Source organism: Agrobacterium larrymoorei (assembly GCF_037722385.1).
GTDB classification, from domain to species: domain Bacteria; phylum Pseudomonadota; class Alphaproteobacteria; order Rhizobiales; family Rhizobiaceae; genus Agrobacterium; species Agrobacterium larrymoorei_C.
Map to the genome: position 1 here is coordinate 423,405 of NZ_JBBKAQ010000001.1, position 23,374 is coordinate 446,778.

Genomic DNA, 23,374 nt, shown 5'->3' on the forward strand with positions numbered 1-23,374 from the left:
ATTTGAGTCCATAAACATCGGGCCTTGAACCCGACTGTCGAAGGAGTAACAAGCCCATGGGCTTTGCAGTGATGACAATGACGGAGGCTGCAGCCTCTCGCGTCAAGGCAATCGTCGAAAATTCGGGTGCCGATGCCAAGGGCGTGCGCGTCGGTATCAAGAAGGGCGGCTGCGCCGGAATGGAGTACACCATCGATCTGGTGACGGAGCCTGATGCGAAGGACGATCTAATTGAGCATGACGGCGCGAAGGTCTGGGTGCAGCCATCCGCAGTGCTCTATCTGCTTGGCACGCAGATGGATTTTGAAGTGACCAAGATGCGCTCCGGCTTCACGTTCAACAATCCGAACCAGACCTCGGCGTGCGGCTGCGGCGAATCTGTCGAGTTGAAGGCGGCAGACCTCACAGCACTGGCCAAGCAGCGTGAGGCAGCAGCAAGCGCCTGATTACCGCTTAATGGCGTTGCGGTGCTTGCCATCAAGCACCGCGTTATTCATTGTCCGGAAAAGTATTTAGGCGGATTGCCGCTCTAAGAGCGCTTCCTGCGTGGCAATCTGAGCCATTGTCATTGCGGCCTCTCGTGTCTTTGCAGCAGCGATGAAGCGGCCATTGTGACAGAAGGTTGCGCCTTCGACACCGCTTGCCCGCTCCAGGTCACTATTGGTCAAACCGGCCCAGGAAACAGGCAGGTCGGCGCGAAGTTCGAAGCCTTCTTCGGCACGGCGGATGCCTGTGACGCACCAATCCTTGTCCCGCGGATGCACGACGAAGAGCAGATGGTCGGCGCCGGCCTTTACGATTGCGGGGCGGAAGGGCATCCCTATCGGCAACTCAAGAATGCGGCTCTCACCGGTTTGTTCTATGGCTTTCAGAACAAGCGTTTCCGCCCTGAGCTTTGCGGCCTTCTTCTCGATCCCCGCTTCTACAAAGGCGCGAGCAATCGCGAGCGCACCATGGAAGGCGGCGTCGTCGGCCCCTTGTTGACGATTGTCGAACGACGGTTTCAGCGTTTCCAAGAGCGACGGCAGCGTCAGGCCCGCGAGCTCTCCAGCAATTGCCGGGCTCAGCGCGCCATTATCCGTGAGGTCGATCGGCAGCACGAAGCTTTTGTCGAAGGACGCGTGAACGGCTTCGACATCGGCTGCAGGAAGCGCTAGCGCGGCGAGATATTCATGGCCGTAATGTTTCCACACAAGTCCGAATGAACTGTAGGGCTGGCCGTCCTCGCGCAGCGGCGCGCCGCGCTGGTGGTGATCGAATATCTGCGCCTCGGCATCATAGGCGCCGCCGACATCATAGATGATACGGTCTTGTGCAGGGGTGATCCACTCCGGCGCGCGGCTGCGAACGATCTTGGCCGTCGGGTAAAGCCGGGTGAGAATGACGCTGGAGAGCAATTCATCGGCATGGAAGCCGCCGGAGTGAGTGACGAGGAATTCCACCGCCATGCGCAATAAGCCTTTTGCTAAAAGTCAAGTTAGCGGGCAGTTACCCGTTATTTCAACCTGCTGCAACTGGCGGCCTACTGAATGTCGGTAATTTCCAACTCTTGCCCGCCAACCATAGCGACATCACCAACGGCCTTGCCGTTTAGAGCACGTGCGACAGGCGACACATAGGAAATAGACCCGGCCTTTGGGTCGGCCTCATCTTCGCCGACGATGCGGTAAGATTGCACACGGCCATCTTCACGGGTAAATGTAACGGTGCTTCCGAACGATACAATGTCATTCGTCTCGGGTGCTGGAATCAACTGCGCCGTGCGCAAGCGTTCTGCTAGATAACGGATATCGCGCAGATGTGGGGCGGTTTGGCGTCTGCGTTCGTTCACATCCTCGACTGCGCTGGCAAGCTCGTGTGCGGTACGGGCAGCCTTCATCTGCTCTTCAAGAGCCTTGAGACCCGCTTCGGTGACGAGATTGGGATGTTGAGATACGGGGCGGTCTGGCAACTGGGTTTCCGCTGCGGTTTCCGCACTTTCTTCCTTCACAAACGCGACGCTCACGGCCCAACTCCCTCAAATAACGCTCTTTTTCATATGGAGAGCGCCGGGCGCTTTAGCAAGTTCGGCAGATGGGTTACTCGTGGCGCAATGCCTCGATTGGGCTAAGGCTTGCTGCGCGGCGAGCGGGGAAATAGCCGAATACCACGCCGATAGCGGCTGAGAAGGCGAAGGCAATCGCGATGATCGCCGGGCTGGTGACGAAGGGAACGCCGAGGAAGCTGACGACCGCATAAGCCAGTGCAAGCCCCGTCAAGATACCCGCAGTCCCACCAAAAGCCGAAAGCATGACGGCCTCGACGAGGAACTGTGTCAGGACCTGTTTTTCCAGAGCGCCGATGGCCAGCCGGATGCCGATCTCGCGCGTTCGTTCTGTGACCGAAACCAGCATGATGTTCATGATGCCGATGCCCCCCACCAGAAGACTGACGGCCGCAACAGCGCCAAGCAAGCCGGTCAGTAGCGTCGTGGTGCCGGTCATGGCAGAAGCGATCTGCGCCATGTCGTTGACGGTGAAATCGTCCTGCCGGCCGAGCCCAATGCGTCGGCGTTCGCGCAGCAGATTTTCCAGGTCTGACTGCACCTTCGCGGTCGAGACTCCATCCTGAGCGGAGACCATGATGGAGGAAATGGTGGTCGTGCCGCCAATGCGGCGCTGGTGAATTTTAAGCGGCATGATGACGGTGTCATCCTGATCATCGCCGAGACCTGATTGACCCTTTCGCCCCAGAACCGCAATGACCGGGCAAGATATGTTGCTGACGCGGATTGTCTGGCCTACCGGATCGGATGATCCAAACAGCTCCTGCCGGACGGTTTCGCCGATGATGCAGCCGATTTGCCCGCCGCGATCTTCTGCCGGCAGAAACTCCCGCCCAAGCGCGATCGTCCAGTCCTGCGCGATCAGATAGTCGTTGGTGGTTCCCACGACGCTTGTCTGGTGGTTCTTGCCGCCATAGATGACCGTTGCTGCCGAGGACCGGTTCAATGGCGCCACAGCCCGCACTCCGCTGATCTGGTCGCGGATTGCCTGCACGTCGCTATCGGTGAAGCGTTTGGCATCGACGCTTGCGCGCCCGGGGCCGAATTGCCCGGGCCTTACGAAAAGCATGTTGGTGCCGAGGCGCGAAAGCTCGGACTTCACCTGTGCCGTCGTGCCATTGCCGATGGTCACCATGGCGATGACTGCCGCCACGCCGATGACTACGCCAAGCACGGTGAGGAAGGAGCGCAGCATGTTGCGGCTGATGGCGCGCATGGCAAGCCTTACGGTCTCAAAGAACATCAGCGCCCTCCCTTGCGTGCCCGGAGGCGCTGTCCGCATCCAGATGGCCATCGACGAAGCGCAACAAACGTTTGGCGTGGGCGGCGATATCCTCTTCATGCGTCACCATCACGACGGTGATGCCGCGATCGCGATTGAGCGAGGTGATCAGGTCCATGATCTCGATACTGGTTCTGGTATCCAGATTGCCCGTCGGCTCGTCCGCAAGAAGCAAGGCAGGCTTGGTGACGATGGCGCGCGCAATCGCCACACGCTGTTGCTGGCCGCCGGAAAGCTCCTGCGTCGTATGGTGCTCTCGCCCCTTCAGCCCGACCTGCGCCAAGGCCTCCATGGCAAGTGCGCGCCGTTCACCGGACTTCATGCCGCGATAGATTAAAGGCAACTCGACATTTTCGACGGCCGAGGTGCGCGATAGCAGGTTGAAGCCCTGAAACACAAAGCCCAGCATGTGGCGGCGAAGCAGTGTCAGGTGCTCATTGTCAAAGCCGCTGGTGGGCACGCCTTGAAAAAGATATTCGCCCGATGTCGGCGTATCCAGACAGCCGATAATGTTCATCGAGGTCGACTTGCCGGAACCGGACGGTCCCATTATGGCAACGAAGTCGTGTTCATTGATCGACAGGCTGACGCCGTCCAGCGCCCGAATGGCCGCTTCCCCTTTGCCATATTGCTTCACGACATCGCGGAATTCGATCAGAGGCGGTGTGCTCATGCTTCCACTCCCGCCTAGCTGCTGCGTTGCGTTGCGTCGGTAATCACCTGATCGCCAGGCTTCAGGTCGTCAGAGGTCACGGCGGTGAACTGGCCGTCGGTGGAGCCTGTCTGGACCGAGACGCTGACTGGCGTGCCGTTGCGCAGAACCCAAACCTGACGCTTGCCCGCTGCTGCCTGCTCGGCACCGCTGCCGCGTGAGCGGTTCATGCGCGGAGGACGGAAAAGGCCCATCAGCCCGCCGCCGCGCGACGCGTTCTCTCGCGGGGGCGTGTAACGCAGCGCAGCGTTGGGCACCAGCAGCGCGTCCTTCACATGTTCGACTACGATATTTGCTGTCGCCGTCATGCCAGGTCGAAGCAAAAGTTCGGCATTATCGACGGTGAGAATACCCTTATAGGTCACGACGTTAGAGACGGTTTCTGAAGCAAAGCGCACGGTCTCGATTTTCGCTGGGAAACGTCGCTCTGGATAAGCATCCACATTGAAGGTCGCCTCTTGATTGGCCTCCACTTTGCCGACATCCGCCTCATCGATCGACACCTGCAGCTCCATGCGGCGCAAATCCCCGGCGATGGTGAAAAGCACCGGCGCATTCAACGAGGACGCCACGGTCGCCCCCGGATCGACATCGCGCGTCAGGATCACGCCATCGATGGGAGACACGATCTTCGCCTTGCTGAGATTGACCTCCGCAAGCCGCAGATCCGCCTCAGAGGAGAGGACCGTTGCTTCGTTAACTTCCAGCGTCGCCGCAGCCGCATCGCGGTTGAACTGCGCCGCATCGAGATCCTGCTGGCTGGAGACGCGGTTCTGAACCAGCGATCTCAGCCGCTCCAGCGATGTATTGGTCGAGCCGAGATCAGCCTTTGCTTTTGCGACATTGGCCTTGGCCGATGCAAGCTTGGCACGCGCACTCTGCACATCCGCTTCGAGTTTGTTTGTGTCGAGTTCAGCCAGAACGTCTCCCGCTTTGACGGGACTATTGTAAGTCACATTGACCTTGCGGATCGTGCCCGAGAGCTCGCTTGATATATCCACCTGGTCGGTGGGCTGTACCGAGCCGGTGGAGGTGACGATGACGGAGAGATCGCCGCGCTTTGCTTCCTGAGTTGTGTAGCTATAGGCGACCCGCGCACCAGCGAAGGCAAAATAGTATGTCGCTGCGCCAGCAATCATCAACAGCACGAGGATGACATAGAGCGAACGCCTGGATTTCTTCTTCCCGGTTTTCGAAGACGCCAGAATATCGCGAAGATCGGGCTTCGCATCCTGCCTGGCCTGTTTGTCGGTGTTGGTGTCCAAGTCGTTCATTCCCATCGTGTGAGCGATTGCAGAAGTCTTTGCCCTGATAGGTGGCTATCTGAGGAAGCTACTGCAACTGCTAAAATACGCCTGCCTGACCGCTTGGCACAGCCGGCGGGGTGGGTGAAGTGAAAACTTCGTAATCTTCCTGCCACGCGCATTCCGCATTACAGTCAGGGATACCGAAGCCGATTGAGAAAAAACAAACGAAAAGGTGATTTTAGCTGTTGCAGGGTGTGCGGTAACCGTGTATCTCCCCGCTCACGACATCGGCGGAGTGTAGCGCAGTCTGGTAGCGCATCTGGTTTGGGACCAGAGGGTCGGGAGTTCGAATCTCTCCACTCCGACCATTCGACAAATTCTTGATTTGTCTCGATATTGTCGTTTTCCTCAAGTTCACCGAAAATCAGTGTTGTGAGAGCCGAGCTGCGTTGGTCATGCTCACTGTTTTCCACCACCTTCAATCCACTGCTCTGCAGCTTGGAACGAGTTCATCGACTGCGCTTTTGGGTCGCGAGCTTAAGCATTTGTGGGGTCAACTGCCTCTAACGGTGTCCGGCTCCAGAACGATTTGCTTCCGCCTCCGATCCGCAAACTCTCGTGTTTTACACTCCGTATTGAAAGTGTACCCAGATTAAAGCGCAGAGCGCGATACCGCCGATAATGACCGCCACGAGCTTGCTCTGGCCCGGACGTGGCTTCTTAGGCGGTTGTGGCTTGCGGAATTTGATGACGTTGTCGTTCACTATGTGTGTCTCCTCATCGATGCCGCGATAGAATATGCTTCGTGCGTCCCATTCAAGCGGTCTGATAGCTTTTTATGTTGGTGAAGGGCATCATGTTCCAGGCGAGCGGCACGCGTTCTTTCAGATGCAGAAAGGATACCCATGTCCCTTGAACCTCGACATCGTGCTTTTCGAAAATCGGTTACGATTTTCGAACCTATGCTATAGCATCTAGCGAGCAAGCGGCTTGACTTCGCGCATGAGTCGGTCCAAGTGAAAATCTGATGCCGACCGTAATAAAATGGTTACGGGAGGCCGCGTAGAAAGAGCGTCATCGCGCTTGAGCGCAAGACTGGAGCAGTTGAAATGTCTGCAAAAATTTATCGTCCGGCAAAGACCGCCATGCAGTCTGGCAAAGCCAAGACGAATATCTGGGTGCTGGAATTCGACGCCGAGGTTCCGCGCAAGATTGACCCTATCATGGGCTACACGTCCTCGTCTGATATGAAGCAGCAGGTCAAGCTCAATTTCGACACGCAGGAACAGGCCGAAGCCTACGCGCAGCGCAAGGGCATCGAGTACCGCGTCATTCAGCCGAAGGAAGCAGAGCGCCAGACGGTTTCCTACACGGACAACTTCCGCTATACGCGCACGCAGCCTTGGACGCACTAACCGTTTTCGGCGCCTCCACGGCGCCGCGAGTGGCCCCTTAGCTCAACTGGATAGAGCAACTGCCTTCTAAGCAGTAGGTCGCAGGTTCGAGTCCTGCAGGGGTCGCCATTTTGCTACTTTGCAAACTGCATACATGTAGCACTCTGACACCCACATCATAGTCGTCGATCAATAAGACGATATAGAGAGCCTATTCGGGTTATATTAAGCTATTAAATCTGCAGGCTTTTGGTGTCCACGAGAGGATTCGAACCTCCGACCCCAGGATTCATACCACTTCGGCTTTAGCCGCCGCTCGAAAGCGTTCGTGGTCTGGACTGTCCCTTCACCATGGGCTTGGAAGCCTTTAGGTGCTGCCCATCCAGTCTCTACACCTTCAACGGATTTCTCCGAAGCTTGGCTCGGGATTGGCATGCTGGAAGTCCAGCGAAGCGTTCCCCGACTTTGAGCAGATCGATCGCGTCGTTTCCGGGCGCGACCCCCAATTTCATTTAGGAATCCTGTGCTCTATCCTACTGAGCTACGTGGACACACATTGACGTTTTTAAACCACTGGAGTTTTGGGATCAACCGCGTTCTGAGAACGCACCGCGCTGTGCCCAGAAATTTTCTAGCCTCCGGCTTGCAGCCGCTGCTCGGCGAGCTTCACCCAGTAGGAAATGCCGTAGGCAAGCGCCTCGTCGTTGAAGTCGTAGCTTGGATTATGAAGCCCGGCCGTATCGCCATTGCCGATGAAGATGAACGCGCCTGGGCGTTCCTTCAGCATGTAGGAGAAATCCTCGCCCGCCATGGATGGGTCGACATCTGCGTCGACATTGTTCGCGCCGACGACGTCGCGGGCGGTTTGCGCCGCATAGTCGGTTTCGGCTGGATGGTTGACAGTTACGGGACAGTAGCGGTGATAATCCGCTTCCGCTTCTGCACCGTTCGCAAGAGCGATGCCCTCTGCAATTTGGCGGATCCGCACCTCCGCCATGTCGCGCACGTCCTCATCCAGCGTCCGTACTGTACCGGCGATCAGCGCCTCGTTGGGGATGATGTTGTGGCTGGTCCCAGCCTGGAAGCGGGTAACCGATACCACCACCGAACGCACCGGGTCGGCATTGCGGGATGCGATCAATTGTAGATTGGTAACGATCTGTGCCCCGATGGCGATGGGATCTACTGTGCGGTGCGGCTGAGCGGCATGGCCGCCGCGGCCCTTAACGGTAATGGTGAACTTGTCAGGGGCGGCCATGATGCCGCCCTTGCGAATGGCGAATTGGCCAAGCGGAATGCCCGGCATGTTGTGCATGCCATAGACCTCGTCCACACTGAAACGATCCATCAGCCGGTCTTCCACCATGGCGAGCGCACCAGCACCGCCTTCTTCGGCGGGCTGGAAAATGACCACAACCGAGCCATCGAAGTTGCGCGTTTCACAAAGATATTTGGCGGCACCCAGCAGCATGGCCATGTGTCCATCATGGCCGCAGGCATGCATATTGCCGGGAGTGAGCGAGGTCCAGGGTTTGCCGGTTTCCTCAACGATCGGCAGGGCATCCATATCGGAGCGAAGGCCGATCGTTCGGCCGTTCTTGCTGCGCCCGTGGATAACGCCAACGACACCCGTTCTACCGATACCATTGACGATCTCGTCGACACCGAACGCCGTCAGCTTCTCGGTAACGAAGCGCGCGGTCTCTTCCACGTCATAGAGAATTTCCGGGTTCTGATGAAGATGGCGGCGCCATTGCGTCGCTTCTTCCTGCAACTCGGCGGCTCTATTCAAGATGGGCATTCTCTTGGGTCCTGACTTTACAAAAGGGCATGCATGAATCGTGCTGCGGCTTGTCTCGATATTGCGCCGCATAATTGACGCAATCAATCTAGTTTGCCATTGCTAGGCCATATATGGTGAATATTGCCATTCCCGCAAAGAAGACGGGAATTTGAGGACAAGCCTTGCAAGACGATCGCAGAACACGCCGCGCCGCCGGGCGGCTTTCGAAAACCGTTGCCGCCGCGGCTGCCGGTATACTGGCAATGACATCATTGGCTGAGGCCAATCCCAAGATGGTGGTGGATGTCAAAACCGGTCGGGTGATCGCGCATCAGGAGGCTTTTCGCAAATGGTACCCGGCATCGCTGACCAAGCTGATGACGGCCTATATTGCTTTCAGCGCCATGAAGTCCGGAAAGCTCAGCCCCGATACGCCCGTTGTTTTCAGCAAGCATGCCTCCGATCAGCCGGCCAGCAAGATGTATTTCAAGCCGGGTTCGAAGCTTACGCTCGATAGCGCGCTGAAGCTGCTGCTGATCAAATCGGCCAACGATGTCGCTGTCGCAATTGCCGAAACCGTCGGCGGTACCGAAGGCAATTTTGTCGCGCAAATGAATGCTCAAGCCGCGCGTCTGGGCATGTCGTCGACGCATTTCATCAATCCGAACGGCCTTCCCGGCGCTGGACAATACACGACGGCGCGCGATCTGGCGCTCTTGGCGCTCATCATCAAGCGGGAGTTTCCTGATTATGCGGGGTATTTCTCGCTGGAAGGTGTGACGACAGGCAAGAAGAACTACGCCAATTACAACATGTTGGTTGGTCGCTTCGAGGGTGCAGATGGCATGAAGACCGGCTTTATCTGTGCGTCCGGCTTTAATCAGGTATCTTCCGCCAAGCGGGACGGACGGCAGGTCATTTCCGTGGTTCTCGGCTCCGACAGCCTTGCCGGTCGGACCGATGAATCCGCCGAGTTGCTGCAGCTTGGCCTGACGTCGCCAGCGGGGCAGGGCGTGTCTCTTGCCTCTCTCGCCCCTTACGGCGATACACTTGCGGTGAACGACATCAGCAAGGAAATCTGCAACCCGAAGGCCGCCAAAGTTCGCAGCGAAAGCCGCGATGAGGCAGGCCGTATGATCATCAAGTCGCCCTATGTTCGCGAAATGACGCGCCCGCCTGTCTACTCTTTCGCGGGATTAATTCCCGGCACGGAACCCGTGGCGGTGGCTGATACCAAGGGCAAAGGCACAAGCGAAATGGCCAATGTGCCAATTCCCACCCCGCGTCCAGCTTTCTAACGCTTTGGATCTGTCTGGAAACGGCAAAGCCGTTGAGGCTATACCCGGCTTTCCCAACCTGCGTTTGGTGCTATAAGTGCTCATCGTAACATTATAACGAAAAGGTGCCTTATGGCATTCGAACGGATCCCCGTGTCCATTCTCACCGGCTTTCTTGGTGCCGGCAAATCGACCTTGCTGAACCGGTTGTTGAAGGACCCGGACATGGCGGATGCGGCGATCATCATCAACGAGTTCGGCGATGTCAGCATCGATCACCTGCTGGTGGAGCGTTCGGGCGATGGCATCATCGAGCTTGCCGAGGGCTGCCTTTGCTGCACGGTGCGCGGGGAATTGGTCGATACGCTGGCCGAGTTGATGGATGGCATCCAGACGGGACGGTTGAAGCCGGTCAAGCGGGTGGTGATCGAAACCACTGGGCTTGCCGATCCGGCGCCAGTGATGCAGTCGATCATGGGAAATCCAGTCATTGCGCAGAACTTCATGTTGAACGGCGTGATCACGGTGGTCGATGGGGTCAACGGTGCCTCGACGCTTGATCATCACGAGGAGGCCGTGAAGCAGGTGGCCGTTGCCGATCGTCTGGTACTGACGAAGCGAAAGCTTGGCTCTGCGGATGCGGTTGGCACACTCGTTGCTCGTCTGACCGATCTCAATCCCCGTGCGGCGATTGAAGATGGCGATCAGGAAAATTGGAGCGCAGCCGTTCTTTTGGACAATGGTTTTTACGACTTCGCCAGCAAGAGCGCCGACGTCAGCCGTTGGCTGGGTGAAGAGGCAGCGCTTGACGAAGACCATCATCATCACGATGACCACAACCACAACCACGATCATGCGCACCATGATCATCATCACGGCCACCATCATCACCACCACGATGTAAACCGGCACAGCGCTTCGATCCGGTCTTTCTCGATCATGCATGATCGGCCCATCGATCCGATGGCGATCGAGATGTTTGTGGATTTGTTGCGCTCTGCTCATGGGGAAAAGCTCCTGCGCATGAAGGCGATCGTTGCGCTGTCGGACAATCCGGATCGACCGCTCGTTCTGCATGGCGTGCAGTCGATCTTCCATCCGCCGCAGCGCCTGCAAGCCTGGCCCGACCCTCAAGATCGCCGCACGCGCATGGTGCTCATCACCAAGGACTTGAGTGAGGAGTTCGTCAAGGATCTGTTTGCGGCCTTTACGGGCGCGGCAACAATCGACAGGCCGGATCGCCAGGCGATGACAGATAATCCACTCGCCGTCCCGGGCATGACGTTCTAGCGCCGAAACCGACGAGCTCACGAGCATTTCACGCATCGTGCAGCGTATTGTATCTCGTCCCATGAATGGTGATGAGACTAGACCATGATTTCTTGTGCTTGAATCAAATACATTCGTGCCTACTAATTAATAGGCAGTTGACTTGGTTCTAGGAGAAGATTTTGCACAGAGGAGCGCAGTGGCTGAGAGAGAATGCGCAAGCCCGCTTGGCGCTTTTCGACTTCGCTTTCGAACACGCCCCCGTGGGCATTGTCTTTCACGATGTCACCGGCCGCATTCGCCGGGCGAACCAAGCTTTCTCCAGACTTGTCGGAATTCCTCTCGAGATGCTTCCGGGCATGTCCTTTACGGATTTTGCTCATCCTGACGACATCGACGCAGACGAGACGCTGTTCAACGCTGTCATCGCCGGTGCGCAAGATGGCTACTCCATCGAAAAGCGCTACATCAATCAAGGCGGCACGGTCGTCCATGTGGTGATCCATCTGACGGCAATGCGGGATGCGGCTGGAAACGTCGTGCAGCTATTGTCCCAGGTGCAGGATATCTCAGCGCAGAAGGAAAGTGAGCGCCAATTGGCCGAAAAGGCGGCCCAACTGGAACTTGCCATGGAAGCGGTGCGCGGCGGGTTCTGGCACATGGATGTGTCAGCTGGCCGTTTCGAAACTTCCGAACGGTTGGCCCAGTTTATTGGTGGACCGGAGGCGGCACGGCTCGATCTTGAGCTTTATCTGGCTCGGGTCAATCCAAACGACATGGCTTCCGCCGATCTGACGCCTCTCCTGTCTGGCGAAGTCGATCACTCCTGTGCGGAGTATCGTCTCAACACGGTCTCTGGCGAGAGATGGATGCGCTGCGACCGCCGTCTCCTGCGCAACCCGGATGGCACGCCCCGAAGGATTGTCGGTGTCGCCATCGATTTTACCGACGAGCACCTGCGGCTCAAGGAATTCGAGCGCCGCTCGGAAACTGACGCCCTTACCGGTCTTCTCAATCGTCGTGGTCTTGCCATGCGCTATCCGCTGCTCCCATCGTCATCTGGATGGACGGTGTTGCTAATGGACCTTGACGGCTTCAAGACCGTGAACGACGTCCACGGTCACTCCGCGGGCGACAAGGTGCTGCTGGAAACCGCTAAACGCCTGGAGCAGGACGTTCGCGCCGACGATTTGGTCTGTCGAACGGGCGGCGATGAGTTTGTGATCGTCGTTGCGGGAGATCTCAGCGTCGCGGATCAAGTCGCAGCCCGTGTCGTAGAAGGAATGCGCGCACCAGTCGCGATCGGTGGAGCAACTGTCGACGTTCGCGCCACGATCGGTGGCGTCTGGACACCCGCCAAGATATCCCTCGACGAACTGCTAGCCGATGCCGATGCTCTGCTTTACAAGGCAAAAGCTGCCGGCAAAGACCAGTGGAACTTGCAAGCTAAGAGTCTTCTTGCCGCCACGCAATGACCTGCGACGTCTGTGAGTGGAAATAGCTCGATTGAGCGAGTTCTGCCTCTTTTTGAAAAGCCGTTGCATACGGTTGCAGGAAGCAAGAGCGCGCCGTAGCAGACGCGCCCTTCATGATCCGCTTTTCAATTATTCCGCTTTAGCCTGGATATCGACCTTGTCGAGGAGAACGAGAGGATCCTGCGATGCTGCGGCGAGATCGAAAATTCCCAGTCCGTTCGGGTTCTTCGCCTTGACGGTGACGGTGAGGGTGCCTGGCTTGAGGACGAAGGCGGCAAGTGCATCGGTCGCGCCTCTTAACTGTGGTCGCTCGGCGGCAACCTGTTGCAGCAAGAAGCTTGCACCCAGCGTCAAGGTCGTGCGCGCTTGTGCTTCGCTGATATCATTTTCCAAGGCGTAGAGCTTGGTCAGGAGTGCTACCCCACCTTCATCCTTCCAGGTGAACTTGATCTCACGACCCATCACGCTGAAAAGCGCTGCGTAAGCATTGGCGACGTCATATGAGAAGAAGTTTTTGGTGATCCCGCTCAACAGGCCTGAGAGTTCGATTCGGCCAAAATCCTTGCCGCTGACAGAGATTTGACGAATTGCCAGGCTGCTGTTTTTTTCATCCCATGCGCTTGAAAGCGCATAGGAGAGTGTCAATTCCTTCAAGCCGAGAGCGCGCGCCTCGACAAATTCCGAGGAACCTTCCGGGATCGGGATAACCAGATCTTCCATCTTGTTTTCGAAATCGGTCGGGATGCCGTTGATCGGATTCTTCAACACTGTTTCAAAGTTCTTGAGCGTGAACTTGATCCGCTCGGGATTGCCGGTCGCGGGCTCGTCGGTCTTCTCGGGTGCCGAGGTATCGATATCCAAACCGCCAATGCGGAGCCGTTCGAATGTCGGCAGGAACTGTCTGTACGGGAAAGTCGCTAACTCGTCAGGTTCAAGCGCAGCGGCTTTAGAAAGTCCCTCTGCGGGTAAGGTCCAATCAAATCCCTTGATGCTCGCCTCTTCCATCAAGACCTTGTCTTCACCATTGACGATCGACAGTCCGTGCAGGCCAAAATCTGTCTTGTAGCCCTCGATCTGCATCTCAATGCGATCAATAGTCGAGATCGATGGCTTGTCTGGCTTTCCTTCAACCTTCTCCGGCGTGTCGATCTTGAGACCAATCAACTGGATGTTGCTCTTACCGATCATACCAAAGATCGAAAGGACCTTGCCGAAATATTCCTGGCGTTGCTGCGGTGTGAGATCGTCGATGTTTTGTACTGCCGTGATTGCCGCAAGCGTTTCGACAAGTGGTTGAGCCGGCATTTTAGCGCTGAAACCGTCGCTTCGCAGTTCCTCATAGCTAAATCCGCCTGAGCGATCCGATATAGACACCTTACTAACGGAGAGAGGGCCGTAGACCTGTTTCGCCTCCGTTTCGTTCGGACCAGCTACATCCGTGTAGAGCCTTGCGGCGTAAGCGACGTCGATGTCCTGGCCTTTTATCGCGCCGGTCGACATCGTCATTGGCTTTGGTTGAGACGCGCCGTTGCTGCCGCTTGCAGCTAAACTAGTATCGATATTTGACTTGTCGATGGTGTATTGAGCGATCCGCCCCTGAGCGACATCCGAAAGGACGGCGTTGGTGTAAACGATCTTCTGCTCAATGTTTGCGATGGATTGCGAGAGCGTCAACTCAGGGATGGAGATGCGCTTTGCTGAGAGGCGTTCGATGCGCTTTGATAGCGAAATATCGGCAACTTTTCCTTCTTCCGATGAAGGGCGTTGGATTTCCGCATTCTCGATGCGAGCGTTGGGGATGACAATGTTGGTCTTCGGAAAATCAAGAGAAATATTGCTCAGTTCCAACACGCCGTCCAAGAAGGGTAGCTTCGGTCGTCCGTCCACCGCAGCGACCCGGATTTTGTCACCCGTCTCCAAAGGTAGAGCCAACTCCCGAATGTGCAGCTTACCTAGAAAATCGACCTCGACGGAGGATGCCGTCGCGCCTCTTTCGGCGATCATCTTTTCGACCTGCTTCTGGTAGTACATCTTGGCACCGACCGCGCCCGCGCCAATGATGACGATGATCGCTGTTGCCGCCCACAGAGCTTTTTTCATTCCGCTGCCGGTCTTGGTGTTTGCTTCTTCCACGTTGCCTGTCCTCTCCGGCGTAAATTGCGATCCACGACTTCTTAGGTACGTCAAAGTAGCGAGGCAAGGGGCAAAAGCCTTGCTGTGACAACATATTGCGCGAGTGCCAGTGTCGTTGGCGGTAGCTTCGGATCAAAGCGCGTGGTCGCTGTTTTGATCGCTGAGGCGGATTGGAAATGTGAGCGCCACGCGAACACCTTGCTCAGGCTTTGAGGTGATCTTCGCATCGCCGCCGCTCTGGCGCATGAAGCCGTAAACCATAGCCAGACCAAGGCCTGTACCGCCCTGCTGGGTGCGCGTTGTGAAGTAAGGTTCGAAAGCCCTATCGATCGCGTCCTGATCCATGCCGTGGCCATTGTCTTCGACCGACACTTCCAAGTCTTGATCCAACATCCGCGCCGAGATGAGGATCGAGCCGCCATTGGGCAAAGCGGCAGCCGCGTTAAGGCAGAGGTTGAGAATGGATTGTTCGAAGAGGGCGGCGTCCAGTGCGAGCTTGGGCAAACCGTCTTCGATTTCAAGCGTAATCTCGTTGTTGGGGCCAACAGCAATTTCAAGCACATCCATCATGGCGCGCAGAAGAGCACCAATGTCGACCGAGGCTGGACGAATGGGTTGCTGACTGCCGATTGAGAGCATGCTGCTGGCAAGTTCACGCCCACGATTGGCTGCCTTGCGGATCCGGTTGATGTTGCGCTGTTGACGCTCGCTAAACCCCGTTTCGCGCTCCAGAAGTCCAAGGCTTCCGGTAATGATGCCGATCATGTTGCCGACTTCATGGCTCAGTTGATGGGTCATACGCATGATGCCATCAAGCCTTTGCGCCTTCGCTGCTTCAGCCTCCTGCCGATCAAATGCTGTGACATCACGCGCCAGGATGACAATGCCACCATCTGGCTGGCGGGAGAGGGCAATTTCCGTGACCTGCTGATCATCGGTGCGATGACGCGCGATGATCCGATTTGCAAGCGTTCCAGGATCCGAACCATGTGGCAACAGTTGCGGATCTATCGAGGGGATCGTGTCGACAAATCTGCGCAGCGACAACCTTCGTGACGATCCACCCCGTCTGCCGACAAGCTCAATGACGCGCCTGTTCATGGTGATGGGTTGCCCTGTCGGGTCGAAGAGCGCGATACCCTCATTCATCGTGCGGAACGTCGAGCGGATCGTTCTAGCAGCCGCTTCAGCCGTGCGGCGCAGACGCGAGACGCGATCGACACTGTCCTTGAAGGCGTGGAATGCATCCGACAGACGCACTAGCTCGGTTTCCGAGCCTCTATAAGCGGGAAGGGCGACATCCTGCTCACCTTTGGCAAGCGAGTTCATGCCGGTTGAGAGTGCGGTAATGCCGCTCGATACCCGCATGACAGATCGGATCGATAAGGTGGAGAGAATGACGACGATGAGAAACGCGATCGCGACCATGATGATCAACCGCGTCAGCGCCGCCGATGCGGAAGCAAGCCCATCGGTCAGTCTCTGGGCGACCGCGCCGCTTTGCGTTTCGGTCGCGTGAGACAGTTTACGGGACACTGTGTGGAGTTTTGACACGGACGACTGAATGGAGAACATCTCCAGAAGATACTGCGTCTGCGCGTCGAAGACGCTTTTGTAAGGCGCAAGTCCTTCATTGCCGACCTGCTGAGCCGCTGCCGGATCATTGATAAAATAGCCGGTTTCTGCTGTGAAACGGCGCTGCAATTCGCCCAATTGGAACAGGCTCGCAGAGTTCGCAGCGGCCTGCACCAGGGCGTTAAGGCGCTGGCGAAGCGCGTCTTCGCTAACCGTTTGCCGGGTCGCAATCTGGCCAAGCGCTGCAGCCGCCTCCGCCTTGTGTTGTTGTGCAGCGTCGGCATCCGCTGCAATCGACATGGTCTGTTGGCGAATGGACTGCAGGAGGTTGACGATGTCGTTATTGGGAAGACTGTTCTGGCTTTCTCCGTGCTTGTACTGCGCAATCGTCTGAAGAAGCGCATCGACTTGTGCTACGACCGCTCGGCTCTCGCTGGAGACCCGGTATGGGGACGTGGCGTTCATCAGGAGAGGTGCACTGGACACCAGATCGGCAACCTGGCGAGAAACCAGCGATGCTCTGGCGAGACTGGAAAAAGCCTGCAGGCTATAGGCCGCCATCTCAGTCTTGGCTTTATGCAGACCGTAAATCGCCACGGCCGAGAGAAGGAAGACCGATGAACAAATGAAGACGATGGCGAAGGGTAGCCGGAACGCAATGGACTGGAGGAAGCGCCGGTCGATCACAATGGTGGCTCTGCGGTTTCGGTGTGCAGGACATATCCCTTCCCCCGCCGTGTCTGAATATGCTGGGGCAGGTCTGGGTTGCGTTCGATCTTGCGGCGCAGGCGTAGCACGAGCACATCGACATTGCGATCGATAAAGCGATCACTTTCCGCACCGAGACGATCCAGAATCTGCGACCGGCTTACCGGTTTGTTCGGCGTCTGTGCCAATATTTCCAGAAGAGCGAATTCAGCGCTGGTTAACGTCTTGCTGCGATCGGCAAGGCAGAGCGCGCGTCGCGCCGCCAGATCGATCGCCCAGTCACCAAGGCGCAAAGAACTTGCCTCATGTTCGCGCTCCGGTTCCCGTTCCACCTTTAGCGATGGTGCGATGCGGCGAAGGACTGCCTTGATGCGGGCGGTCAGTTCGATCGGCTCAAAGGGTTTGACGACATAATCGTCAGCCGCTGTCTCGAGCCCGAGAACCCGTTCGGTGGCGCTGCCGGCTGCGGTTACCATGAGGATGCCGACATTGAGCCCCAGGGTCGTGCGGATGCGTTGTGCAAATGTCCTTCCGGAAATGCCGGGCAAATTGTGGTCGAGCAGAACGATATGAAACTGCCCGTGCTCTATGGTTGTGGTTGCGTCTTCGGCAGAATGGACGACGGTCGGTAACCACCCCTCGGCTTCGATAAGATCCTCAATCAATTCTGCCATATCCGGATCGTCCTCGACGATCAGAATCTTGATCCGATTGTTTTGCAAATTGAAGTCCTCCCGGCACCGATCATAGGCAAGAGCGCAGGATTATTCAAAAGGTCGATGATGACCGAGCCTGTCAGATTTGTAACATTCGTAACGGAATTTCCCGGAAGGGTCCGATCGTTGAAAAATCGGTAACCATTCTGCGATTGCGCAGGCGCCCGGTTGTGCCATTCTTGTCGGCAAGAATGGAACGGGGAGGTTCCAGGGAGGATCAATTGAAATCACTGCTTGCGGCACTTAGCGCCGGGCTGATCCTTTGGGTTGGCGGCGCTGCCTTGGCACAGGACGGCGAAAAGCTGAGCGTCCTTTGCGCCGCCGACGAAGCTTGGTGTGCTGCAATGCAGGGCGCCTACGAGCTTAAAAGTGGCGTGCAGACCGTCATGGTGCGCAAGAGCACGGGCGAAGTTCTCGATCAGATCAGAAGAGAAAAGGATGCGCCGACAGTTGATGTGTGGTGGGGCGGCACCGGAGACACGCATCTGCAGGCAGCGTCCGAGAATCTGCTTGAGGCTTATGCATCGGCAAATGAGAGGGAGGTGCTACCCTGGGCTCAGAACTTCTTTGCCATGTCGGGAGGACAGGCAGCGGGAATTTATGCCGGCGCGCTCGGCTTTGCCTACAATGGTGAACTCTTACAGAAGCAGGGGCTTCCGGCACCAACCTGCTGGAAGGACCTAATCAGCGAGGCTTATCGCGGTAAGGTCGTCATGCCCAATCCCAACTATTCGGGAACGGCCTTCACCATGCTTGCCACGCTCGTGCAACTCTTCGGTGAGGACGAGGCGTTCAGCTACATGGCGGCGCTTAATCGCAATGTCATCGATTATACCAGGGCCGGATCCGCACCGGTAAAGGCCGCTGCACGTGGAGAGGCATTGATCGGGATATCCTTCATGCACGATGCAGTGACACAGAAGGAAGCAGGCGCCCCGCTCGTCATTGTCGCCCCTTGCGAGGGCACAGGATATGAGATCGGCGCAGTCAGCATTGTTCGTGGTGCGAAGAACAGGGACGCGGCAAGGCGTTTCGTGGATTTCGCACTGAGCCCAGAAGGGCAGGCGACGGGTGCTGCTGCCGGACAAAACCAGGTGCCCTCCAACGCAAAGGCCGTCTTGCCGCCGGGAGCACCCGACCTCTCGCTCATCAAGATGGTCGATTACGACTTTGCGACATTTGGCACTGTGGAGGAAAGAGGCAGGCTTCTTTCGAGGTTCGATACGGAAGTCCATCCGCCCAGCCAATAACCGAGCGAATTTAATAGGGACAGACGGCAGCGACAGCACGCCGAACGGCGAAGCCTTGTCCAATAGATCGGAATTCAGACGCAAATCATGGAGGAAAACATGCGACTGACTCTTATTTCAAGCCTGCTTCTGGCAGGAACCACTCTGATGAGCGTGCCCGCCCATGCGGCCGGTGACCTCAACCTCATTTGCGCTGCAGATGTGGTCATCTGTGAGCAGATGAAAGGCGACTTCGAAAAGAGCCACGACATCAAGGTCAACATGGTACGCATGTCATCTGGCGAAGCATACGCCAAAATCCGTGCCGAGGCGCGCAATCCGAAGACTGATGTCTGGTGGGCCGGTACCGGCGATCCGCATTTGCAGGCAGCATCGGAAAACCTGACGCTTGAATACAAATCAAAGATGTTGGACCAACTCCAGGATTGGGCAAAGAACCAAGCAGAAAGCGCCGGCTTCAAGACGGTCGGCGTCTATGCCGGTGCTCTCGGCTGGGGTTACAACACCGACATCTTCAAGAAGAAGGGTTTCAAGGAGCCGAAGTGCTGGGCAGACCTGCTCGATCCACAGCTGAAGGGTGAAATCCAGATCGCGAACCCGAACTCTTCAGGAACGGCTTACACGGCACTCGCTTCGCTCGTGCAGATCATGGGAGAAGATCAGGCTTTCGATTACCTGAAGAAGCTGAACGGCAACATCTCCCAGTACACCAAGTCCGGTTCGGCGCCGGTGAAGGCTGCTGCACGCGGTGAGACAGCGCTTGGTATCGTCTTCATGCATGATGCTGTTGCGCAAACGGCGGAAGGTTTCCCAGTCAAGTCAATCGCTCCTTGCGAAGGCACCGGCTACGAGATCGGCTCGATGTCGATCGTCAAGGGCGCGCGTAATATGGAGAATGCCAAGATTTGGTACGACTGGGCGCTGCAGGCCGATGTGCAGTCTCGAATGAAGGATGCCAAGTCATTCCAGCTACCATCCAACAAGAATGCTGAAATTCCGAAGGAAGCTCCGCGCTTTGAAGATATCAAGCTGATCAACTACGACTTCAAGACCTATGGCGATCCTGCAAAGCGCAAGGCCTTGCTGGAACGCTGGGACAAGGAGGTCGGCGCAGCCGCCAACTGATCATTCCCTCTTGCCGCCTTCATCTCGTCTCCGATAATCGGTAGATGAAGGCGGCCACTTTCCGACACACTCAAATTTGTGAGGTTGACCATGACCCATGGCAATCGCAGGCTGGACATTGTTCTGGTCTTGGGACTGGCGGCGCTTGTGCTTGTTCCCTGGTACCGCATCGAAAGCGGCTTCTTCGGCCTCGGTTGGCTGGCGGACTTCCCGCTGTCCAGCGCGGTTGCCCCTGGCATTCTGCAGATGATTTCGGAAGGTCGCGTCTGGTTGTTCGGCGTGCTTGCGTTTTTCCTTTTGGGAGCAACAGCACGGGCCATCCCAGACATCGAAAAGCGCGGCGCCTTGTTGGTGATCGCGGGCAACCTCGGGCTTGGTTTTCTTATTCTTCAGGGCCTGGCAATCGGGTTCTCCGGCTGGACGTGGCAAGCGACTGAAGGTGTCTTCGGCGCTCTATCGGACGGCCAGCCTTCCATGGGCGCAGGTGCTGTGACGATGGCTTTCGTCTTCGTCCTGTTTATTTCCTTCGGGCTTGCCGAGCGGGGATTCATGAAGGGCGATGCCTTCATCGTTTCCTGCATCTCGCTGCTGATTTTTCTCGTCGGCGTTTTCGTCTTCTATCCCATCGGCAGTATGATGGTCGGTGCCCTTCAGGACTTTGACGGCTCCTTCAATCCGGACGGCTTCATCCGCAACATGCGCGATCCGGGGATTTGGAGCCTGGACTGCGTCATGGGCGGCAATCGTTGCGGTGTGGCATGGAGAACCCTGTTTCTGGCGATCATGACGGCAGCTGGCTCCACCGTACTCGGTCTTGCCTTCGCGCTGGTAGCGACAAGAACACGCTTTCCTTTCAAGAAGGGTTTGCGTCTTCTGACGGTGTTGCCAATCATCACGCCGCCCTTCGTCATCGGTCTTGCACTGACGTTGCTTTTCGGGCGTGCCGGTGTGGTCACGGAATTCATGTCCAGCGTCTTCGGGGTGGAGCCTGGTCGATGGCTCTATGGTATGACGGGGATCTGGATCGCCCAGGTGCTCTCGTTCACGCCCATCTCCTTCCTCGTCCTCATTGGCGTTGTCGAAGGGGTAAGCCCTTCCATGGAAGAGGCGTCTCAGACGCTCCGCGCCGACCGTTGGCGGACCTTCTGGCGGGTGTCGCTGCCGCTGATGAAACCTGGCCTCGCCAATGCGTTTCTGATCGGCTTCATCGAAAGCATGGCCGATTTCGGCAACCCGCTGGTTCTGGGTGGGAGCCATGGCGTTCTCTCGACCGAAATCTTCTTTGCAGTGGTTGGGTCACAAAACGATCCATCGCGCGCAGCCGTGCTTGCGATCGTGCTGCTCTGCTTCACGCTCTCCGCCTTCCTGGCGCAGCGTCTCTGGCTATCCGGCAAGAACTTTGCCACGGTGACGGGCAAGGGAGATAGTGGTGCGCATGTCGCTTTGCCGAAGTCGATGTCGATTGCGGTTCATGCACTCGTCGTTCCATGGATGATCTTTACTGTCGTCATCTACGGCATGATCCTCGTCGGTGGTTTCGTGAAAACCTGGGGCTTGGATAACACGCTGACGATCGATCACTATGTTCGCGCTTTTTCCGTCAGCATCAGCAACGGCTCGATCGCGTGGACGGGCGTTGCCTGGAACTCCTTCTGGACGACGATGGAAATCGCACTCATTGCCGCACCCCTGACAGCAGCGGTCGGCTTGCTGACAGCCTATATCATCGTCAGGCAGAAATTTGCTGGGCGCAATCTCTTCGAATTTGCCTTGATGATGAGCTTTGCCATTCCCGGAACGGTCATCGGCGTCAGCTACATCATGGCGTTCAACCTGCCGCCGCTCGAAATGACGGGCTCGGCACTGATCCTGATCATGTGCTTCGTCTTCCGCAACATGCCGGTTGGCGTGCGCGGTGGCATCGCGGCCATGAGCCAGTTGGATAAGAGCCTGGATGAAGCCTCGATGACGCTGCGCGCAAACAGCTTCCGCACCATACGGCTCGTGGTGTTGCCGCTGCTTCGTCCGGCCATACGGGCAGCACTCGTCTATTCCTTCGTGCGCGCCATCACCTCCATCAGCGCTGTGATCTTCCTTGTCAGCGCCCAGTACAACATGGCGACATCCTACATCGTCGGCCTTGTCGAAAACGGGGAGTACGGCGTGGCGATTGCCTACTCGTCCATGCTGATTGTGGTCATGATCACCGTCATCGCTGGTTTCCAACTTGCCGTTGGGGAAAGACGCCTTCGCCGTGAAAACCGCGTGGCTGGCGTTCCCCAAGCACCATCCCTACCCAATCCTCAGGAGAAAGCCGCATGATCACCGTCAAACCCGGCTCAGTCGTTTTTCAGAATGTTCGCAAGACCTTCGGCGCTTTTACTGCCATACCGGATCTATCTCTAACCATCGAGCCGGGCACGCTCGTCACGCTTCTCGGTCCGTCCGGTTGCGGGAAAACGACGACGCTTCGAATGCTTGCTGGCCTCGAACATCCGAACTCCGGCCGTATCCTGATCGGCGGCAAGGATGTCACCATGCTGCCCGCCAATGAGCGTGATGTGTCGATGGTGTTCCAGTCCTACGCACTGTTTCCTCATATGAGCGCGCTGGACAACGTCGCCTACGGCCTGCAGTCGTCCGGGCTGAAAAAGAAGGAGGCGCGCGACAAGGCGGAAGAAGGGCTACGCCTCGTCGGACTCGCGGGCATGGGACACCGGTTGCCGGCAGAACTTTCTGGCGGTCAGCAGCAGCGCGTGGCGGTTGCGCGAGCACTTGTGTTGGAGCCACAGGTGCTTCTGCTCGACGAGCCATTGTCCAACCTTGACGCGCGCCTGCGCCGACGGGTCCGTACCGATATTCGCGAGCTGCAACAGCGTATCGGCTTTACCGCAGTCTATGTCACGCACGATCAGGATGAGGCACTGGCGGTCTCCGATCGCATCATCGTCATGAAGGAGGGTCAGATCGCCCAATCAGGAGCACCGCGCGAGCTTTACGAAGCGCCAGCATCATCCTTCATTGCAGATTTCATGGGTGAGGCGAATGTTGTGCCCTGCGAAGTGGTTTCACAAGCGGGCGAGGAAGCGATCGTTCGGATTGGCAAGACGGAACATCGCATTCCAAGCAGGCAGCCGCGGGCGGGCGCAGCAAAGCTTGCCGTTCGTCCAGGGGCTATCCGGATCGGTGGGCCGGGCGAGGCCGGGATGCCGGGACGCGTGTTGCACACTGCTTATCTTGGCGGGCACTTGGAATATGAAGTCGAAACGGAAGTTGGCACTCTTTTCATCGTCGATCACGAGATGAACCAGATGGTGAACGAAACCAGCGACGTCACACTGAGTTTTAAAAACCGTGGCATAGCGCTCATAGACGCGTAAACAT

General features: G+C 57.1%; 18 protein-coding genes and 2 tRNA genes. 11 read left to right on the plus strand and 9 right to left on the minus strand.

Annotation, left to right across the window (positions count from 1 at the left end; all coding sequences use genetic code 11):
• Positions 1-56: 56 nt before the first annotated feature.
• The gene (gene sufA, locus WKI41_RS01895; RefSeq protein WP_340191836.1) at positions 57-446 is read left to right on the plus strand and encodes a Fe-S cluster assembly scaffold SufA; all 390 of its coding nucleotides are present in this window, start codon (positions 57-59) and stop codon (positions 444-446) included.
• A 66-nt stretch (positions 447-512) separates the two neighbouring features.
• Here sufA and WKI41_RS01900 read toward each other — a convergent pair whose 3' ends face one another.
• The 5 genes from WKI41_RS01900 to WKI41_RS01920 all read right to left on the minus strand — a co-directional run bounded on the left by WKI41_RS01900 (position 513) and on the right by WKI41_RS01920 (position 5,312).
• A complete protein-coding gene (locus tag WKI41_RS01900) occupies positions 513-1,448 on the minus strand; it encodes an MYG1 family protein (RefSeq protein ID WP_340191837.1) in 936 nt (311 codons plus the stop codon).
• 74 nt (positions 1,449-1,522) lie between these two features.
• Entirely contained in the window at positions 1,523-2,005 is a 483-nt protein-coding gene (gene greA / locus WKI41_RS01905) for a transcription elongation factor GreA (RefSeq protein WP_340191838.1), read from the minus strand.
• Between the two features lie 73 nt (positions 2,006-2,078).
• Positions 2,079-3,287, minus strand: coding sequence for an ABC transporter permease (locus WKI41_RS01910; protein WP_340191839.1), 1,209 nt, complete (start codon positions 3,285-3,287; stop codon positions 2,079-2,081).
• Positions 3,277-3,999, minus strand: a complete 723-nt coding sequence (locus WKI41_RS01915; protein ID WP_340191840.1) for an ABC transporter ATP-binding protein — start codon at positions 3,997-3,999, stop codon at positions 3,277-3,279. Before WKI41_RS01915 ends, WKI41_RS01910 begins: the two co-directional genes overlap by 11 nt.
• Before the next feature lie 14 nt (positions 4,000-4,013).
• Positions 4,014-5,312, minus strand: a complete 1,299-nt coding sequence (locus WKI41_RS01920) for an efflux RND transporter periplasmic adaptor subunit (RefSeq protein WP_340191841.1) — start codon at positions 5,310-5,312, stop codon at positions 4,014-4,016.
• Positions 5,313-5,576: 264 nt separating this feature from the next.
• Here WKI41_RS01920 and WKI41_RS01925 point away from each other — a divergent pair.
• From WKI41_RS01925 to WKI41_RS01935, 3 genes are all read left to right on the plus strand, one after another.
• Positions 5,577-5,653 (plus strand) — tRNA-Pro (locus WKI41_RS01925).
• Between the two features lie 741 nt (positions 5,654-6,394).
• On the plus strand, positions 6,395-6,700 hold the full coding sequence (locus WKI41_RS01930; RefSeq protein WP_062424309.1) for an ETC complex I subunit: 306 nt from the start codon (positions 6,395-6,397) through the stop codon (positions 6,698-6,700).
• 31 nt (positions 6,701-6,731) lie between these two features.
• Positions 6,732-6,808: transfer RNA gene (locus WKI41_RS01935), tRNA-Arg, on the plus strand.
• A 502-nt stretch (positions 6,809-7,310) separates the two neighbouring features.
• On the opposite strand, the gene WKI41_RS01940 is transcribed toward WKI41_RS01935, so the two are convergent.
• Positions 7,311-8,480, minus strand: a complete 1,170-nt coding sequence (locus WKI41_RS01940; RefSeq protein ID WP_340191842.1) for an amidohydrolase — start codon at positions 8,478-8,480, stop codon at positions 7,311-7,313.
• A gap of 245 nt (positions 8,481-8,725) precedes the next feature.
• On the opposite strand from WKI41_RS01940, the gene WKI41_RS01945 reads away from it, so the two are divergent.
• The 3 genes from WKI41_RS01945 (at position 8,726) to WKI41_RS01955 (ending at position 12,483) form a co-directional block, all read left to right on the plus strand.
• Positions 8,726-9,760 carry a D-alanyl-D-alanine carboxypeptidase family protein gene (locus WKI41_RS01945; protein ID WP_425340980.1) on the plus strand — a complete coding sequence of 345 codons (1,035 nt, stop codon included), beginning with the start codon at positions 8,726-8,728 and terminating at the stop codon, positions 9,758-9,760.
• Between the two features lie 111 nt (positions 9,761-9,871).
• Positions 9,872-11,029, plus strand: a complete 1,158-nt coding sequence (locus WKI41_RS01950; RefSeq protein WP_340191844.1) for a CobW family GTP-binding protein — start codon at positions 9,872-9,874, stop codon at positions 11,027-11,029.
• Between the two features lie 161 nt (positions 11,030-11,190).
• Positions 11,191-12,483, plus strand: coding sequence for a diguanylate cyclase (locus WKI41_RS01955; protein WP_340191845.1), 1,293 nt, complete (start codon positions 11,191-11,193; stop codon positions 12,481-12,483).
• 129 nt (positions 12,484-12,612) lie between these two features.
• On the opposite strand, the gene WKI41_RS01960 is transcribed toward WKI41_RS01955, so the two are convergent.
• From WKI41_RS01960 to WKI41_RS01970, 3 genes are all read right to left on the minus strand, one after another.
• The gene (locus tag WKI41_RS01960; RefSeq protein ID WP_340191846.1) at positions 12,613-14,616 is read right to left on the minus strand and encodes a hypothetical protein; all 2,004 of its coding nucleotides are present in this window, start codon (positions 14,614-14,616) and stop codon (positions 12,613-12,615) included.
• A gap of 132 nt (positions 14,617-14,748) precedes the next feature.
• Positions 14,749-16,878 carry a sensor histidine kinase gene (locus tag WKI41_RS01965; protein WP_340191847.1) on the minus strand — a complete coding sequence of 710 codons (2,130 nt, stop codon included), beginning with the start codon at positions 16,876-16,878 and terminating at the stop codon, positions 14,749-14,751.
• Positions 16,875-17,621: a response regulator transcription factor gene (locus WKI41_RS01970; RefSeq protein ID WP_340191848.1), complete on the minus strand. Its 747-nt coding sequence runs from the start codon at positions 17,619-17,621 to the stop codon at positions 16,875-16,877. Before WKI41_RS01970 ends, WKI41_RS01965 begins: the two co-directional genes overlap by 4 nt.
• Before the next feature lie 185 nt (positions 17,622-17,806).
• Between WKI41_RS01970 and WKI41_RS01975 the strand changes: the two genes are divergently transcribed.
• The 4 genes from WKI41_RS01975 to WKI41_RS01990 all read left to right on the plus strand — a co-directional run bounded on the left by WKI41_RS01975 (position 17,807) and on the right by WKI41_RS01990 (position 23,370).
• Positions 17,807-18,865, plus strand: a complete 1,059-nt coding sequence (locus WKI41_RS01975) for an ABC transporter substrate-binding protein (protein ID WP_425340981.1) — start codon at positions 17,807-17,809, stop codon at positions 18,863-18,865.
• 99 nt (positions 18,866-18,964) lie between these two features.
• On the plus strand, positions 18,965-19,990 hold the full coding sequence (locus tag WKI41_RS01980) for an ABC transporter substrate-binding protein (protein ID WP_340191850.1): 1,026 nt from the start codon (positions 18,965-18,967) through the stop codon (positions 19,988-19,990).
• Positions 19,991-20,080: 90 nt separating this feature from the next.
• Positions 20,081-22,312: an ABC transporter permease gene (locus WKI41_RS01985; protein WP_340191851.1), complete on the plus strand. Its 2,232-nt coding sequence runs from the start codon at positions 20,081-20,083 to the stop codon at positions 22,310-22,312.
• Positions 22,309-23,370 carry an ABC transporter ATP-binding protein gene (locus tag WKI41_RS01990; protein ID WP_340191852.1) on the plus strand — a complete coding sequence of 354 codons (1,062 nt, stop codon included), beginning with the start codon at positions 22,309-22,311 and terminating at the stop codon, positions 23,368-23,370. Before WKI41_RS01985 ends, WKI41_RS01990 begins: the two co-directional genes overlap by 4 nt.
• The last annotated feature ends 4 nt before the right edge of the window (positions 23,371-23,374 follow it).

Bases quoted from the DNA above. Each gene is read 5' to 3' on its own strand.
- sufA (WP_340191836.1), top strand. From the start codon at position 57: ATGGGCTTTGCAGTGATGACAATGACGGAGGCTGCAGCCTCTCGCGTC.
- WKI41_RS01900 (WP_340191837.1), bottom strand. From the start codon at position 1,448: ATGGCGGTGGAATTCCTCGTCACTCACTCCGGCGGCTTCCATGCCGAT.
- WKI41_RS01910 (WP_340191839.1), bottom strand. From the start codon at position 3,287: ATGTTCTTTGAGACCGTAAGGCTTGCCATGCGCGCCATCAGCCGCAAC.
- WKI41_RS01915 (WP_340191840.1), bottom strand. From the start codon at position 3,999: ATGAGCACACCGCCTCTGATCGAATTCCGCGATGTCGTGAAGCAATAT.
- WKI41_RS01920 (WP_340191841.1), bottom strand. From the start codon at position 5,312: ATGAACGACTTGGACACCAACACCGACAAACAGGCCAGGCAGGATGCG.
- WKI41_RS01930 (WP_062424309.1), top strand. From the start codon at position 6,395: ATGTCTGCAAAAATTTATCGTCCGGCAAAGACCGCCATGCAGTCTGGC.
- WKI41_RS01940 (WP_340191842.1), bottom strand. From the start codon at position 8,480: ATGCCCATCTTGAATAGAGCCGCCGAGTTGCAGGAAGAAGCGACGCAA.
- WKI41_RS01945 (WP_425340980.1), top strand. From the start codon at position 8,726: ATGACATCATTGGCTGAGGCCAATCCCAAGATGGTGGTGGATGTCAAA.
- WKI41_RS01950 (WP_340191844.1), top strand. From the start codon at position 9,872: ATGGCATTCGAACGGATCCCCGTGTCCATTCTCACCGGCTTTCTTGGT.
- WKI41_RS01975 (WP_425340981.1), top strand. From the start codon at position 17,807: ATGGAACGGGGAGGTTCCAGGGAGGATCAATTGAAATCACTGCTTGCG.
- WKI41_RS01980 (WP_340191850.1), top strand. From the start codon at position 18,965: ATGCGACTGACTCTTATTTCAAGCCTGCTTCTGGCAGGAACCACTCTG.
- WKI41_RS01985 (WP_340191851.1), top strand. From the start codon at position 20,081: ATGACCCATGGCAATCGCAGGCTGGACATTGTTCTGGTCTTGGGACTG.
- WKI41_RS01990 (WP_340191852.1), top strand. From the start codon at position 22,309: ATGATCACCGTCAAACCCGGCTCAGTCGTTTTTCAGAATGTTCGCAAG.